This is a genomic window from Paenibacillus sp. JJ1722 (assembly GCF_048282685.1).
Taxonomy (GTDB): domain Bacteria; phylum Bacillota; class Bacilli; order Paenibacillales; family Paenibacillaceae; genus Paenibacillus; species Paenibacillus polymyxa_B.
Genome location: NZ_CP182500.1, coordinates 3,837,967 through 3,852,568, shown reverse-complemented (window position 1 = coordinate 3,852,568; position 14,602 = coordinate 3,837,967). Strand labels below are relative to the sequence as shown.

General features: G+C 43.7%; 14 protein-coding genes. 11 read left to right on the top strand and 3 right to left on the bottom strand.

Annotation, left to right across the window (positions count from 1 at the left end):
- Window positions 1–63 precede the first annotated feature (63 nt).
- From ACM1ND_RS17215 to ACM1ND_RS17195, 5 genes are all read left to right on the top strand, one after another.
- Window positions 64–1,350, top strand: a complete 1,287-nt coding sequence (locus ACM1ND_RS17215) for a DUF4038 domain-containing protein (RefSeq protein ID WP_418026375.1) — start codon at window positions 64–66, stop codon at window positions 1,348–1,350.
- 123 nt (window positions 1,351–1,473) lie between these two features.
- On the top strand, window positions 1,474–2,139 hold the full coding sequence (locus ACM1ND_RS17210) for an S-layer homology domain-containing protein (RefSeq protein WP_028540524.1): 666 nt from the start codon (window positions 1,474–1,476) through the stop codon (window positions 2,137–2,139).
- Between the two features lie 256 nt (window positions 2,140–2,395).
- Window positions 2,396–3,064 carry a uracil-DNA glycosylase gene (locus tag ACM1ND_RS17205; protein ID WP_013310967.1) on the top strand — a complete coding sequence of 223 codons (669 nt, stop codon included), beginning with the start codon at window positions 2,396–2,398 and terminating at the stop codon, window positions 3,062–3,064.
- A gap of 16 nt (window positions 3,065–3,080) precedes the next feature.
- Window positions 3,081–3,503 (top strand): hypothetical protein, encoded by a 423-nt coding sequence (locus ACM1ND_RS17200; protein ID WP_023989366.1) that lies wholly within the window; start codon window positions 3,081–3,083, stop codon window positions 3,501–3,503.
- Between the two features lie 120 nt (window positions 3,504–3,623).
- Window positions 3,624–5,510, top strand: a complete 1,887-nt coding sequence (locus ACM1ND_RS17195; RefSeq protein ID WP_418026374.1) for an Ig-like domain-containing protein — start codon at window positions 3,624–3,626, stop codon at window positions 5,508–5,510.
- 69 nt (window positions 5,511–5,579) lie between these two features.
- On the opposite strand, the gene ACM1ND_RS17190 is transcribed toward ACM1ND_RS17195, so the two are convergent.
- Window positions 5,580–5,882 (bottom strand): hypothetical protein, encoded by a 303-nt coding sequence (locus ACM1ND_RS17190; RefSeq protein WP_013310964.1) that lies wholly within the window; start codon window positions 5,880–5,882, stop codon window positions 5,580–5,582.
- Between the two features lie 387 nt (window positions 5,883–6,269).
- Window positions 6,270–6,464 (bottom strand): hypothetical protein, encoded by a 195-nt coding sequence (locus ACM1ND_RS17185; RefSeq protein ID WP_013310963.1) that lies wholly within the window; start codon window positions 6,462–6,464, stop codon window positions 6,270–6,272.
- Between the two features lie 140 nt (window positions 6,465–6,604).
- Between ACM1ND_RS17185 and ACM1ND_RS17180 the strand changes: the two genes are divergently transcribed.
- Entirely contained in the window at window positions 6,605–7,042 is a 438-nt protein-coding gene (locus ACM1ND_RS17180; protein WP_023989364.1) for a NucA/NucB deoxyribonuclease domain-containing protein, read from the top strand.
- Between the two features lie 5 nt (window positions 7,043–7,047).
- On the opposite strand, the gene ACM1ND_RS17175 is transcribed toward ACM1ND_RS17180, so the two are convergent.
- Window positions 7,048–7,200 carry a hypothetical protein gene (locus tag ACM1ND_RS17175; RefSeq protein ID WP_023989363.1) on the bottom strand — a complete coding sequence of 51 codons (153 nt, stop codon included), beginning with the start codon at window positions 7,198–7,200 and terminating at the stop codon, window positions 7,048–7,050.
- 114 nt (window positions 7,201–7,314) lie between these two features.
- Between ACM1ND_RS17175 and ACM1ND_RS17170 the strand changes: the two genes are divergently transcribed.
- The 5 genes from ACM1ND_RS17170 to ACM1ND_RS17150 all read left to right on the top strand — a co-directional run bounded on the left by ACM1ND_RS17170 (window position 7,315) and on the right by ACM1ND_RS17150 (window position 14,593).
- A complete protein-coding gene (locus ACM1ND_RS17170) occupies window positions 7,315–9,135 on the top strand; it encodes a sensor histidine kinase (RefSeq protein ID WP_071558505.1) in 1,821 nt (606 codons plus the stop codon).
- Window positions 9,110–10,735 (top strand): response regulator transcription factor, encoded by a 1,626-nt coding sequence (locus ACM1ND_RS17165; RefSeq protein ID WP_071558506.1) that lies wholly within the window; start codon window positions 9,110–9,112, stop codon window positions 10,733–10,735. The genes ACM1ND_RS17170 and ACM1ND_RS17165 overlap by 26 nt, the downstream gene beginning before the upstream one ends.
- A 136-nt stretch (window positions 10,736–10,871) precedes the next feature.
- Window positions 10,872–12,554: an extracellular solute-binding protein gene (locus ACM1ND_RS17160; RefSeq protein WP_053325734.1), complete on the top strand. Its 1,683-nt coding sequence runs from the start codon at window positions 10,872–10,874 to the stop codon at window positions 12,552–12,554.
- A gap of 242 nt (window positions 12,555–12,796) precedes the next feature.
- Window positions 12,797–13,687, top strand: coding sequence for an ABC transporter permease (locus ACM1ND_RS17155; RefSeq protein ID WP_025718416.1), 891 nt, complete (start codon window positions 12,797–12,799; stop codon window positions 13,685–13,687).
- Between the two features lie 27 nt (window positions 13,688–13,714).
- On the top strand, window positions 13,715–14,593 hold the full coding sequence (locus ACM1ND_RS17150; RefSeq protein ID WP_023989359.1) for a carbohydrate ABC transporter permease: 879 nt from the start codon (window positions 13,715–13,717) through the stop codon (window positions 14,591–14,593).
- The last annotated feature ends 9 nt before the right edge of the window (window positions 14,594–14,602 follow it).

The following is a 14,602-nucleotide window of genomic DNA, read 5'->3' as shown; positions in this document are numbered from 1 at the left end:
TAAAAGGGAAAGCGGCGAACTGTTCGCCGTTTTCTGTCATTACAGCAATAAGGGGGATGCCGTATGATAAAGCTTGGCATAGCGGAGAACAAACGTTACTTTGTCAATGAAGGAGTTCCATTTTTTTATCTGGCCGATACCGTCTGGAGCGCATTTACCAACATCTCACTGGAGGAATGGGCTGATTATCTTGACTACAGAAGTAGCCAGGGGTTTAATGTTCTGCAAATCAATTTGCTGCGTCAGTGGGATGCCAGCGGCAGTGATTTGGATTACGAACCGTTCGTACGGATTGAGGACGGAAGCTACGATTTTTATTCGCTGAATCCAGACTATTTTGACAGGGCGGAGACAATGGTCGAGATGGCGGTGAGCAAGGGATTTGTACCCGCGCTTGTTTTGCTTTGGTGCAATTACATCCCAGATACATGGGCGGCCAAGCTTCGTGATGAGAAAAAGATGCCTCTGGAGGCGGTAGAACCGTATGTGCGCTACGCGGCAGACCGATTCTCAAAGTATCACCCTATCTATATTGTGAGCGGGGATACCGACTTCCCGTCAGAGCGAGCGAACGAGTATTACCGCACCACACTTCACGTTGTGAAGACACATAGTCCGGAGTGTTTGACTACTCTCCACATTCAGGGGAGACTGGCGGATCTGCCGGATGAGTTCATTAACGATCCTAATTTGGACTTTTACATGTACCAATCAGGTCACAATTCGCAGTTTCAGTCCAAGGCCTACACCTTGGCATTGGACTTCTACAACAAGCGGGTAACACGGCCTGTGCTAAACTCGGAACCTTGCTACGAGATGATGGGATACAGCCGGAGAGAATACGGTCGTTTCGGCCGTGCCGACGTGCGTAAAGCTGCATGGCAAAGTCTTTTGTCCGGTGCGGAAGCCGGCGTAACCTACGGAGCACATGGAATATGGAGCTGGCACAAAAAAGGGAAACGCTTTGGAGTTACCGGGGAAGGTTTTGATAGCCCCTATGAATGGCAGGCTGCCCTTAAATTTGAGGGAGCGTGGGATTATGGATTCGCGAAGTGGCTGTTCCAGATGTACGGACTGGTAGATTTGCAGCCTTGGAACATAGTACTTAAAAACACGGAAGAGATTCGAGTTGCCTCAACCAGAGGCTTCGAAAAAATTGCTATTTATGTGCCGGTGAACACGGTCCTGAAGCTAGACGCCGATCTCAGAGAATATGACTTTACGATTATCGACCTGGAATACCGCCGATTTGCAGCAGCTTCGGTAGCGTTTCGGGGCAATGTGACGGTTATTGATATGCATAATTTTGAGGGGGATGTCATCGTGATTGGCGTTAAAGATAAGAATTGAGCGTTCGGGCAATCTTCATCCAAATCTCTGTTAGATTTCGCTTGCAACCTTTCCATCCTGAACTACGTCAAAGAGGTTGTTAATGGCCAGGCGGCCTAATTCAACTACAAGGTGGAACTTGACATGAACATGAGAAAAAGTGCATTTGCAGCCATTACAACTGTAGCCATTTTGTCCTTCTCCGTTGGAGGTCAAATGTCTGCGGCAGACCGTCAATTCAAGGATTTGGACAACGTAAGCGGCAAAGAAAAAATTATATCCCTTAAAGATCAGGGTCTGCTCAAAGGTGCCTCTGACACGCAGTTTCTCCCGTCATCTAAAGTCACCGCTGCCCAGGGCATTCAGTTGATCTCCGGCGGACTCCAGCTCAGTTTGGCCGCTATTGATTTTAATAAGGCGCCACAGGCCAGCGGACTGTTTACCCATGTTAAGGATACTGCATGGTATGCTGAAGCCTTTATCAACGCGCATTATAATGGCGTAGAGATTCCAAAAGATATCGTTCCTTCAAAAACCCTGACTAAGGAAGAGTTCACCCACATGCTGATTCAGGGCATGGAAAAAGCAGGCGCTCTTCCGATGATTAAAATCGCACCTGCGAATATTGCGGATGACAGCGAACTGGAGCCTTCTTACCAAGGTAGCATTCAACGCTCGCTAGTCTACAAGGTCAATACCTTGGATGCAAATGAAAAGTTTCATCCAAAAAGCGAGATTACACGTGCCGAAGCTGCTGTTATGTTATATAATGCATTGGAATACCTGAATGCTCATACAAAATCGTCATAAATACAGCAATTAAGAGCTTTTCTTCTGAGAGAATTAAGCTTTCAGTTACTTGACATCATTATCGTTAATGTTATAATAAGGAAATCGAATTTAGACCTGCGGTAGCTGATTACCGTAAGGATATTTTCCTGGTCCTTCGGCATATAACACAGGTAACGAATAAATAAGCTGGCTCCGGATGAGGAGTTCAGCTTATTTTTTTGGATCAAAAAGCTTACCGTTTTCACAGATCTACATATTGAGAGGAGACAGGGGTATGTTTGGAAATGACTGGGATGATGTACTACGAGAAGAGGTCGAAAAGCCATACTTTAATGAATTAAGGTATACGTTAGCCAGAGAGTACAAGTTACATAAGGTATATCCTCCAAAAGAAGACTTGTTTTCCGCACTTAAATTAACGCCATTTCATCTGACCAAAGCGGTTATATTGGGACAGGACCCCTATCATGGAGAGGGACAAGCCCACGGCTTGAGCTTTTCTGTTAGACCTGGTGTGCGAACACCGCCATCTCTACTAAATATATACAAGGAGCTTCGCGATGATATCGGCACTCCCATTCCGAATCAGGGATACCTCGTGCCTTGGGCTGAGCAAGGTGTGCTGCTGCTAAACAACGTGTTAACCGTGCGTGAAGGACAACCGCAATCTCACCAGGGAATAGGTTGGGAACGTTTCACGGATGCTGTCATTGAAGCGATTAATGAACGCGAGCAGCCAGCAGTGTTTATTTTGTGGGGGAGCCATGCTCAGAAAAAAGCAAGCTTCGTGAATACCAGCAAGCATTTGGTGCTGAAATCCGTTCATCCAAGTCCATTGGCGGCTCACAGAGGCTTTTTTGGCAGCAAGCCTTTTTCGCGTACCAATGCATTTTTGCAGGAGCATGGAATGGAGCCTATTCGGTGGGAGATTCCTAACCGCTAGCACTGGAGGTGAGGACATGCGTCAGTGGAAGGGACGTCAGGTCATTTTATATCACGGCAACAACGGTCATACCCAGAAGGTGCGCGGCACGCTTGAAAAATGGGATGATATACGAAAGTGTGTTATTTTAGGCCCGAAAATGCTGGCTATTCCTTTTGAAAATATTACGCATATTACCATGCTTCCTCCGGGGCGTGAACGTAGAAGCCGCCATCCGGCGAAGCTGAACGCTATCGGTTATGTAATGAGCGTTCCGTTACAGTTTGATAATGCCATTCATTTTCAGTCGGCGGTGACGATTTGGAGAGAGGATCAGCTGATTGCTTATAATGTAAAGCTGGTTAGCCACTCGGCACACGATGTAATTCTTGAAGATGGACAAACCTTATCTAAAGAAGAGCATTTGTTTGTAGTAAGGTCACTACGTGGAGAACTTTAACTGTAATTATTCACCTTTTTTTGATGAAGGGTTCAATTTAGTTAGCTGCTAACCGATAAAAGTAATGGGATTGTTAATTATATCCTATTTTATAGAGATGAAACTAAGGGAGAGAAACGAATGGAGCGTATGAAACGTATGAGCAAACGGAGTACCTTCTTACTTGCTTTGCTGATGTTTGTATTTGCAGCATGGCCAGCGGGTTTGATCCGGGCTGAGGAGAGCACGACTTCCACGGTACAGTGGGACAGTCAAAATCCGACTACATTGAATCTGGGTGGAAGCCCCGCTCAATTAAAAGTGTGGTCATTGACAGAAAAGGGCAAAGAAGATGTTACACAAAAAGCAGAATGGATCTCTGGGGATTCAAGCATTTTAAAGGTAGATAAGGGACTCATTACTCCTGTGTCAAAAGGGCAGATTAAGATTGTTGCCACATATGAGCAGCAAACGGTAAGTACAACGATTACAGTAAAATCGCCTTACAGCAAGCTGCAATTAAATCCGTCTAGTCCCATTAATTTGACGATTGGTGGAGAATCAAAGCAATTGACTGCTCAAGGTGTACTTACTGGAGGTGGGACGGAAAATGTATCCGGTGTCGAATGGACTTCTTCGAATGCGGCTGTTGCTACCGTTGAAGATGGTCTGGTTCGTCCACTTGCCAAAGGCGTGACTTACATTAAAGCAAGCAAAGATGAACTCAAAGCACAAACGATTGTGTATGTGCGTTCTTCTTCTCAGGCATTAGTATTGAATGCAACTGGGTCCAAATCGGTCTTTCTGGGTAGCTCCCTAATTCAGGTTAGTGCAACCGATGTCAACCTGACTGGCGGCAAGACAGATGTGACCAACACGGCAGAATGGACTTCCTCCAATCCGTTGGTTGCCACAGTCGAGCAAGGTAAAATCACACCGATGGATGCAGGCAATTCGACGATTACAGCGTCCTATCACGGTTTGAGCAAGACTCTGAAGATTAATGTACTTCCGACGGTTGAAAAACTGGTTTCAAGCAAAGCCAGTCTGACTCTCGAAACAGGAGGCAAAACTTCTCTTCCGAGTATATCTGCTTATTTGGTCAATGGGGCTAAAAAAGCAGTTCAATCCGATGTAAAATGGAGCTTAGGCAGTGAAAGTGCAGTTAAAATAGCAAATGGTAAGCTGATTGCAGTGAACCCAGGCAGTGCAACATTGACAGCAACGGTAGGTGCACTCAAACTGGATATTCCAGTGACTGTGCAATACAAAGTGCTCAAGCTGACCGCTTCTGAGAAAAAATATGTATTGGTTGCAGGCCAAGAAGCAAGTATTCCGACAGTAAAAGCACACATGGCTGGTGGCGGAATCCTGGATGTTACCAATCAGGTAAGCTGGGTAGGTACAACAGCCGCAATTACAGTAGCAAATGGTAAAGTAAAAGCGGTAAATGGCGGTAACTCTGGAATCAAGGCTATGTATATGAACAAATATGTGAAAGTACCTGTCATTGTGGAAGGAGCCATTTCTACATTGACACCAAGCTTTTCGAGTGCTGATATGAATTTGAAAGGAAGTAAGTCCATCAAAGTCATCGGCATATATACGGATGGTAAAAAAGCTACGCTGAGCAGTAAAGTGAAATGGACATCATCGAATGCTTCCGTAGCGATCGTAAAAGGCTCTTCCATTAAAGCCGTTGGAATTGGAACAGCAACGATTACGGGCACATATCAGGATAAGTCGTTTAACGTTGAGATCAAGGTCACACCTAAGCTGCTCAAACTGGTATTGAGCAATAAAAACCTGAAGCTGCCTAAAGGCTCCTCTCAAGTGCTTAGTGTGAATGCAGTTTATGATTCAGGTGCTACTACCAATGTGACAAGCTCAGCGGTATGGACATCTTCCAAACCGTCGATCGTACAGGTTACTGGCGGTCAGGTGAAGGCGATTGATACCGGAAGTTCCAGTATCAAAGTAGTTTATGGTGGTAAGACTGTAGCGACATCGGCCAGAGTGTTAAAATAGTCTACGCATATTGCCACATCCACTTATACAAAATAACCCCCGGTCCAAAGACCGGGGGTTATTTTCAGCTTATTCTACGCCGTCCTGATAATGATTTTTCCAGTGCTTATCGCCTTTGTGTGCGAAGTCTTCAACTGTCTTTTCCAAAGTAGCTACCAGTTGGGCTTTAATCTCAGAAATTGTGTCTCGGAACAGTCTTTCTTCCGTACCATTGATTTTTTCACCATATAGAGCCTGAGCGGCTATAAATTGACGATGTTGCTCCACAAAACTGTCAATCGAATGCAATGCATGCTCCACGTATTGGGAAATGCTATGATGCTCGTTAGGCAGTTGCAATTTTAATTCATGAACTCTGTTTAATAATGCCATGATGATCACCTCGTGCGTTTTGTTATGTCAATAATTATACATCATTTTCGGAAAACTTTCATTAAATTTTGATTAAAATGTGACTTTTATTATGTCATGATTGCATTTTCACTGGTGATCAGGCCTAATTTTCGGAATTATTTCATTATTTCCTTTGTGTCGTGATTTTAAAATTTAATATATTTGATACGAAGATGATATAAGAGCAAGCTGCGACAGCTGTCTTTCTGACATGTTATAATGGGGGAAAAGCCCAGTAGGAAAGGTTGTCAGTATGGTATGAAGCTTTTTAAAGGTTTATTTTGGGGGATTCTGATCAGTCTTCTCCTGTGGTGTGCCTTGTTTGGGCTTGTCCGCTGGATGTCTCATTAAGTCGCTTCCTGTATCTTATACAATAACTCTTGCGACTGTATCCACGTCATTAACGGAAATCGTATATACGTGTTCGTCATCATAGAGCTTGAATTGCTGAGTTTCTTGGTCAGATAGGAGCTTAGGCCAGCCAATTACGGTACTTCCATTCAGTAATCGGATTACAACGGCTTGCATTTGGCTCACGGCCAGTTTGATCTCATCGTTCATTCGTACAACCTCCTCTCTATACTATTTGTCGTCGAATATTCAACCTTTTTTTATAGTCAGTAAGGGGTTACAAAAAATAAAATCCAGGGATTACCTTAGTTGAAGGCATCTACTGGAATAGCTTGAAGGGAAGAGGGAAATTGAAGAAAAAATTGCTAAGTTTTATAGCTTTAGTGCTGCTAGCTTTGGGCGCGTACTGGTTTGAAGGAGGCAATCTTCTTACAAAAATGACAGGAGAGAACCCGCCTTCATCGGCTCAGGTTACGCTGCAATTCCCGTCAGGTCGTTACCCTGAAACGGCGCAGCATATTAAGGAAGCCATTCAGGCGGGAAAATCACCGGTATGCACAATTGACCGTGAAGGAGCCGAGCAAAATCGCAAGCATTCGCTTGCAGGTGTTCCCACTCGTAAAGGATACGATCGTGACGAATGGCCGATGGCTATGTGCTCAGAAGGTGGCAAAGGTGCAAATATCAAATACATAGCCCCTAAGGATAATCGTGGGGCAGGATCATGGGTCAGTCACCAATTGGATGAGTATGAGGATGGAACTCGTGTGAAATTTGTTGTGAAATAGTGCTATTACTTTTTATTACCTTGCGCTGTTTCCTGTCTGGCCTTAATCAACGCCAGAAAATCAAAAAAATCACCTAGTGTATTGAAGCCGGCACCTAAAATGGCCAAGTCTTCAGCGGATAGTTGGTTAAACCATTCCATTTGCTTAGCATCAAACATATTATCACCGCCAACCATTGATAATGTATAGTATGTACTGACGGCAACGAAGGTCAGGGCTCTGGCATACCATTTAAGTATGCTTGTTTTTTGTGCAGAGGATGTGTAGAACTCATGTTTAAATTTAATTTTTATACTAAAATCGTCTCCATCGTTATCGTATTGCTTATACCTATGCTGATCCTGTATGTCTATTCTAATCAGACAACGACAGGTGTATTACGTGAGGAGCTGAATCAATCTAATTATAATCAGCTGACTTTTTTTCAAAACCAGGTGAATACGAATATTGAAATGATCTCCTCTTGGCCGCATCTGCTGATTCATGATCCCGATGTAGCCAGTTTTCAAGCGATTTTTTTGAAGGACAAGGTTCTCAATCTGGATGGAATTAACCTTGTCAAACGGATCCAAACCAAGCTTGGGCTTCAGGAAAGCTCTTCTAATTGGAGAACCGGGCTGAGTATCTATTCTCCTTCGCTTGGACGGGTTGTATCGGAGAATGGAGCAGGTTTATATGACCAGAAAAAACTAAATCAGCTGATAAAAGACGGCTGGCAGGTATCCAAAAAAAGATCATACGGGAAAGACCAATTTATATTTTCATTGTATACATTATCCCCGTTTTCTTCACTTGGTAATCCAGAAACCGCTAACACGATTATTAAGGTTGAATTTGACAGCAGTAATATTCAGGACATGCTTGACCGTTTCAAAGGTGATGGTCGAAAGGAGCCTTTTTATTATAAGAAAGGCGTAGGAGTGATCTTTAATCGTACTGCAAATGAAGAGCTGTCTGGACAGCTGATTTCTAAATTGCAAAAAATGGGACTCCATGAAGTTGATAATCTGACTGTGAAAATTGGAGAAGAAAGCTACCTGGTTCATGCCGTTCTTTCGCAAACGACTGGTTGGTATTTGATTGATTACATGCCTTTGTCCGATATGATGTCTCCGATTTACTCATCGAATCGACTGTTTTATATAACTGTTGTTGGCTCGCTGCTGGTAGGCTTGATTGGTGCTTACTTGCTTCATTCACAGGTACAAGTGCCGATTCTTCAGCTTGTGCGGGCATTTCGGAGATTAAAGGATGGAGACTATGCTGTTCGATTAAGTCTAAGGGGGAGTCACGAGTTTGCTTTCCTGTCTAGTCAATTTAATCTGATGGTCGAACAGATTCAGGAGCTGTTTGAGAAGGTGTATGTTGAGCAGCTACATGTCAAGGAAGCGCGACTAAAGCAGCTCCAGTCACAAATTAATCCGCATTTTTTTTATAATTGTTTTTCGTTTATTACAAGTATGGCAAAGCTGCGCAATCATGAGGCGGTTGTAGCCATGGCTCATAATTTATCCAGGTATTATCGGTATACGACAAGACAGGAGCGGGATTTGGTTCCATTGTCAGAGGAAGTCGAGTTTGTTCAATATTATTTGAACATACAGCAGATGCGTATGCCAAGGCTAACGTTCTTAATTCATGTTTCTTCACAAGCCAGCAGTCTACTGATTCCGCCGCTTGTAGTGCAGCCACTGGTGGAAAATGCGGTGCTGCACGGGATAGAGCCTCAAGCGGAGGATGGTATAATTCATATTTTAACCGAGCGTGTTGGCTCGTATATGTACCTGATTGTGGATGATAACGGACTCGGTTTGAGTAGAGAGGCTATAACTGCCCTGACGTCAACGCTTGACAAGCCTGTGGAAGAGGATCATGGATACGGTTTGTGGAATGTGCATCAACGCATGCGATTACATTTTGGGGAGGATGCAGGGCTGGAATTCTCTTTGTCTCCATTGGGAGGATTGCGTGCAGTTTTAAAATGGTCGATCTCAACAGAAGGAGAGCATGCGAATGGTTTAATTGAGCCTTCGCCAAATTCGAATATAGTTAAAACGGAGGGACCAGATGGTTCAGATATTACTAGTAGATGATGAGAGTTATGTAACAGAAAGTCTGGCAGCTACCATTCCGTGGGAGACGCTAGGCATCGAGAGGGTTCATCAAGCGGCTTCCGCATTAGCAGCGGTGGATGTGCTGGAAGCGTACGATATTGATATTCTGGTTACGGATATTCGTATGCCTGGCATGACGGGACTGGAGTTGATTGTTGAGGTAAACGAACGATGGCCACATATCCGAAGTTTGTTACTGACAGGCTATGCCGATTTTGAATATGCTAAAAAAGCGCTCCAGCTTAAGGCTTTTGATTACATTTTAAAGCCGGTGGATGATGAAGAGTTTATCAAATGTGTGTCAGCTGCCATGGATTCGCTAAAGGAAGAATGGGAAGCATTTGACAAGGTTCATCAATTACAATATAGCCGCAGAAACGATTTTGGTGTACTGCGGACCCATTTGATGCATGATTTGCTACTCGGGCGTGATTTGCCAGTACCAAAAATAGAGAGCAAAATGTCTGAGTACGAAATCAAGCTACGCACGGGACATCCTGCCAGTATGCTGCTTATTCAGCTAGGGAAGCATTTTTCTGATATGGACTATCATTCAGTCTCCTTAATTGAGTATGCGATTGGAAATATTGCCGAAGAAGTGTTCGCACCTGATTTTCACGTTTGGCATTGCAAAGCGCCGCATGACTGCTTAATTGTATTAATAGAAGGTAATTGGAATTCATTTCCTGAACGGAGCGCGGATGAGCAGAATCGTTTTTTGAGTGCGGCGATTGAGACCTTTCGAAAAAATGTGAGCAATTACTTGAAAGGGGAAATTTACGTTGCATTAACCGGATGGTTTAAGTTTCCAGAGGAGCTGCCTAAGCTATATCAGACAGCGATTAGATCCTTATACTGGAACCATCACGAGGAGACGGATACACTGCTATTCATAGAAGAACAGGCAGAACAGCCACACAGCTCAGTTAAGTCACTGGAGGGGCTTTATATGCACCCTACGCTTACTCATCTGCTAGAGTCCAGGCAATGGGAAGAGGCCGAAGCGAAAGTGAACCGTGTATTTGGAAAAATGGAAGAGGTGGGATATACACGCGAACATTTATATGAGCTGTTTATTTCGGTGACGAGTGCCTTTATGTATACAGCGCACAAACAAGGACGTTTCATTACACAGATGGACCAAGTAGGCTTCGATCCGTTACATGCGCAGAAAATGGTTCATTCGTTTCCCCACCTCAAAGAGTGGATACTTTCCATGATGAACAAACTTAAATCTGAATGGTCCGCAAGCGAGCAAAGCGCTAAAAGCTATGTGGTCAAGCAAGTTCAGGAGCTCATCTCCCAGGATAAAGGTCAGGAGCTGTCTGTTAAGACGATTGCCGATCAGGTTTATCTTCATCCAGTCTATCTGTCTAAAATTTATAAAGCTGAAACCGGAGAAGGTTTGGGTGACTACATTATCCGAATGAGAATGGAGCGGGCTCTTTATTTGCTTAAATATTCCAACAAAAAAATATACGAAATTACGACGGAACTGGGCTATCAGAATCCCCAATATTTCAGTAAGATGTTCAAAAAGCATTACGGAATGACTCCGCATGAATTTCGGGACCAGTAAAGATGGGACCAGTAAGGACGAAACCAACAAAGATCAGTTGGGAAAGGTGCAGAAATATTTATTTTGTGACATAGGCTGCGAAGAAAAGCCCTCTTATAATAAAAGAGTAGAAAATGATTTTTAGAGGGGGAACAATATGCGAGTTCATTCGAAAAAAAAGTTGTTGTCGTTGCTCGCCGCAACTATGGTATTAGGAGTTGGCCTTGTGGGCTGCTCAGGAGCAGGAAATGGTGGGAATGCGGACAGCACAGCTAAAACTGAAAACGTATACAAAGAAAAATACAATCCGGAAGTCACAATTTCCACGGTATGGGGTGTAGATCCCGCCTTAAAATTTAAAAATGGTGAATCTATCGAAAATAACATTGCGACAAAATGGGCTAAAGAGAAATTCGGTATTAATATCAAATCACTCTGGTCCGTCACAGATACGAATGGTGCATTTGCTACGAAGCTGCGATTGGCTATGTCCTCCGGTCAGGAGATGCCAGACGTGGTTGTATTGGGGACGGAGAATGAGCAACTGGCACAGGACATGATTGATTCCGGTATGTTTGCAGAGGCTGGTCCGTTGTTTGACAAGTACGCTTCGGATTCCTGGAAGCAGGCGATGAATCAGGATACGAACGTATGGAATCAGTATAGCCGAGATGGCAAAAAAATGGGCATTCCTGTGCTTGATTTTGCCTATAACCATGATTATGTATTGTGGGTACGACAAGATTGGTTGGATAAGCTGGGTATGAAGGCTCCAGAGACGATGGATGACTTGGAAAAAGTGATGGATGCCTTTAAAAATAAAAATCCGGACGGACTGGCTCCGAACAAAGTGATTCCGCTCAGCATCGGTTTCAAAACATCCATGAACACTTGGATGGGTGACCCATCCTGGATTTTCGGGGCATATGGCACTCTACCTCAGCAGTGGAACAAAGGCACAGATGGCAGTTTGGAATATGGCTCCGTGCAGCCTGGCATGAAGCCGGGTTTGCAAAAGCTGAGCGAGTGGCTCAAAAAGGGATATATTCCTCAGGAAGCAGCATTGTGGGATGAAAATAAAACGTCAGAACCTACAGTCGCAGGAACAGCCGGTATGATTCCTGGACCATATTGGATGAGCGGCTGGCCGCTTCAGGATACAGTCAAAAATGCGCCGGGTGCCGTGTGGAAGCCGATCAAGATTCCAGCGGGTCCTGACAACAAAGCCATGCGCCACGGAACGCAATATACCAATGGTGTTGTACTAATCAACAAACAAATGCAGCATCCTGAAGCTTTTTTCACTTATCAAAATTATTTGTTTGACCATTATGCTAATGCTAAACCGGACGGTGATTTGTCGAATGGGCTGTTTAAGGGCTACGATTATGATTTGGATGCGGGCGGAAAGCTAATGTCTATCGATAAAATACCAGGCGGTTATGTAAACTCTTTTCGTTATTTGCTGGTTCGTGATGGCGCGCGTATACCTGATGCCCAAATGAAGGCTTTGTTAAGTTTGGCTAACGGCGCAGAACCGAAGACCCGTCTGGAGAAAGATGTAATGGTGAACTACGGGAAAGATACTCCTGCAGCTGCCAAAGTGCTTATGGAACAGAAGGATATCTCCATGAAAGATCAGTTCACGGGCCCTACTACGCCAACCATGAAGGCTAAAAAGGACTATCTGGATAAGATTGAAAGTCAGACCTTCAATGAAATTATTTATGGCAAGCAGCCGATCTCTGCTTTTGATACCTTTGTACAGACGTGGAAAACAGCTGGTGGCGAACAAATTACAAATGAAGTAAACGAATGGTATAAAAGCGTCGAAAAGTAAAATCATGATGTTGTAATAGTTAGGAGGGCTGTCCCAAGGTGGACAGCCTTTTTACTACAGCTTTATCAGGATTGAGTAGAAATGAATGCGCTATTATGATGTGTGTGAAAAAAAATTCATTCGTTTGGCGAACTTAAAAAATGATTGCTTTTGTGCCATGTATGTTGGTTTTTTGAACTGTTGGGACAGCGAAAACGCTTTTATAATTGAAGTATACCATGAGAGTTACAGGAGGAACTGCAATGAGAAGTCTGCAACGTACGTGGCCATTTCATATCATGCTGCTGCCAGCCATCATTTTCTTAATTGTATTCAGCTACATTCCGATGGGCGGCATCGTGATGGCCTTTCAAAATTACAAACCTTGGCTAGGCATAACTGGTTCCGAGTGGGTTGGACTGGATAACTTCCGCTTTTTGTTTCAACGGGAGGACAGTCTTCAAGTCGTCTGGAATACACTAATTATTGCTGTGTTAAAGATGTTTTTCAATCTGGTGGTTCCGTTTGTTTTTGCTATACTGCTGAATGAAATTCGCAAGGTCGGCCTTCAGCGATCCATTCAGACACTGGTTTATCTGCCACACTTTCTTTCGTGGGTCATCTTGGGCGGAATTCTGATTGACCTGTTGGCTACAGATGGATTTATGAATCGTATTCTCGGTAGTTTCGGGATCCAGCCTATCTTTTTTCTGGGAGAAAATAACTGGTTTCGGTTTACTGTCATTGTATCGGATATATGGAAGGAGTTCGGATACAACACCATCGTATTTCTTGCTGCACTGGCGGGTATTAATCCTTCGTTGTATGAGGCTTCTGAAATGGATGGAGCGAGCCGCTGGAGACAGACGCTGCACATCACTGTACCTTCGTTAATTCCGATGGTAGTCGTTGTTGGAACGCTTGCACTTGGCAATGTACTGAATGCCGGTTTTGACCAGATTTTCAACCTTTATAATCCGCTGGTTTACCAAAAAGGCGATATTATTGATACATTCGTCTACCGGACAGCGTTAATCAATGGGGAAATGGGCTTTGCCACCGCAATCGGCTTGTTCAAATCCGTTATCAGTATGATTCTCATTCTGATATCTTATCGACTTGCTTACAAATGGGCAGGTTACCGCATATTTTGATTCCACGAGGCTGAAAGAGGGAGAGTCATGTATCATAAAACAACGCCATACCGCATCTTCAATGTGTTTAACATTTGCTTGCTTGTGATTTTGTCCATCATGTGTATCGTTCCGCTGATTCATGTGTTGGCGGTATCATTTAGTGCTAAATCAGCAGCAGATGCCAATCTGGTTGGACTGTGGCCGGTGCAATTTTCATTAGAAGCCTATAAGAAGACGATGAATAACCCAATTTTTCTGCACTCTATCTGGATTTCTGTCTGTCGGACTGTATTGGGAACCGGCTTAACATTGCTTATTACCTTTTTAGCTGCTTATCCACTTTCAAAGGAAACATCTGTGTTCCGTAGCAGAAACGTATATTCATGGTTGTTCGTATTCAGCATGATTTTTAACGGTGGTCTGGTTCCATTCTATATGGTTATTCAAAAGATCCATCTTATGGACAGCTTCTGGGTACTTGTTTTGCCGGGAGCGGTCAACACATTTTTGGTCATCCTTATGTTGAACTTTTTTAGAGGAATTCCTAAAGAGATGGAAGAGGCCGCATTGATCGACGGAGCAGGACATTTTCGGACATTGTTTAGTATCTTTTTACCGATATCCCTGCCTTCCATTGCCACGATTGCGCTGTTTAGTATGGTATTTCATTGGAACTCCTGGTTTGACGGTCTGCTCTATTTGAGCAATGCAAAGGACTATCCGCTGGCGACGTTCCTGCAAACTGTAATTATTCAGAAGGACATGAGTTCCATGAGTATGAGTCCCAAAGAGATGGAATTACTTTCTCAAACGACGGTTAATGCTGCGCAAATTTTCATTGGTGCAGCGCCTATTCTCATTGTATATCCATTTTTACAAAAGTATTTTGTTAAAGGTATGACGCTAGGTTCCGTCAAAGAGTAACAGAATTCA

Coding starts and splice junctions, on each gene's coding strand:
- ACM1ND_RS17215 (WP_418026375.1), top strand. CDS start 64: ATGATAAAGCTTGGCATAGCGGAGAACAAACGTTACTTTGTCAATGAA.
- ACM1ND_RS17210 (WP_028540524.1), top strand. CDS start 1,474: ATGAACATGAGAAAAAGTGCATTTGCAGCCATTACAACTGTAGCCATT.
- ACM1ND_RS17205 (WP_013310967.1), top strand. CDS start 2,396: ATGTTTGGAAATGACTGGGATGATGTACTACGAGAAGAGGTCGAAAAG.
- ACM1ND_RS17200 (WP_023989366.1), top strand. CDS start 3,081: ATGCGTCAGTGGAAGGGACGTCAGGTCATTTTATATCACGGCAACAAC.
- ACM1ND_RS17195 (WP_418026374.1), top strand. CDS start 3,624: ATGGAGCGTATGAAACGTATGAGCAAACGGAGTACCTTCTTACTTGCT.
- ACM1ND_RS17190 (WP_013310964.1), bottom strand. CDS start 5,882: ATGGCATTATTAAACAGAGTTCATGAATTAAAATTGCAACTGCCTAAC.
- ACM1ND_RS17185 (WP_013310963.1), bottom strand. CDS start 6,464: ATGAACGATGAGATCAAACTGGCCGTGAGCCAAATGCAAGCCGTTGTA.
- ACM1ND_RS17175 (WP_023989363.1), bottom strand. CDS start 7,200: ATGTTTGATGCTAAGCAAATGGAATGGTTTAACCAACTATCCGCTGAA.
- ACM1ND_RS17170 (WP_071558505.1), top strand. CDS start 7,315: ATGTTTAAATTTAATTTTTATACTAAAATCGTCTCCATCGTTATCGTA.
- ACM1ND_RS17165 (WP_071558506.1), top strand. CDS start 9,110: ATGGTTCAGATATTACTAGTAGATGATGAGAGTTATGTAACAGAAAGT.
- ACM1ND_RS17160 (WP_053325734.1), top strand. CDS start 10,872: ATGCGAGTTCATTCGAAAAAAAAGTTGTTGTCGTTGCTCGCCGCAACT.
- ACM1ND_RS17155 (WP_025718416.1), top strand. CDS start 12,797: ATGAGAAGTCTGCAACGTACGTGGCCATTTCATATCATGCTGCTGCCA.
- ACM1ND_RS17150 (WP_023989359.1), top strand. CDS start 13,715: ATGTATCATAAAACAACGCCATACCGCATCTTCAATGTGTTTAACATT.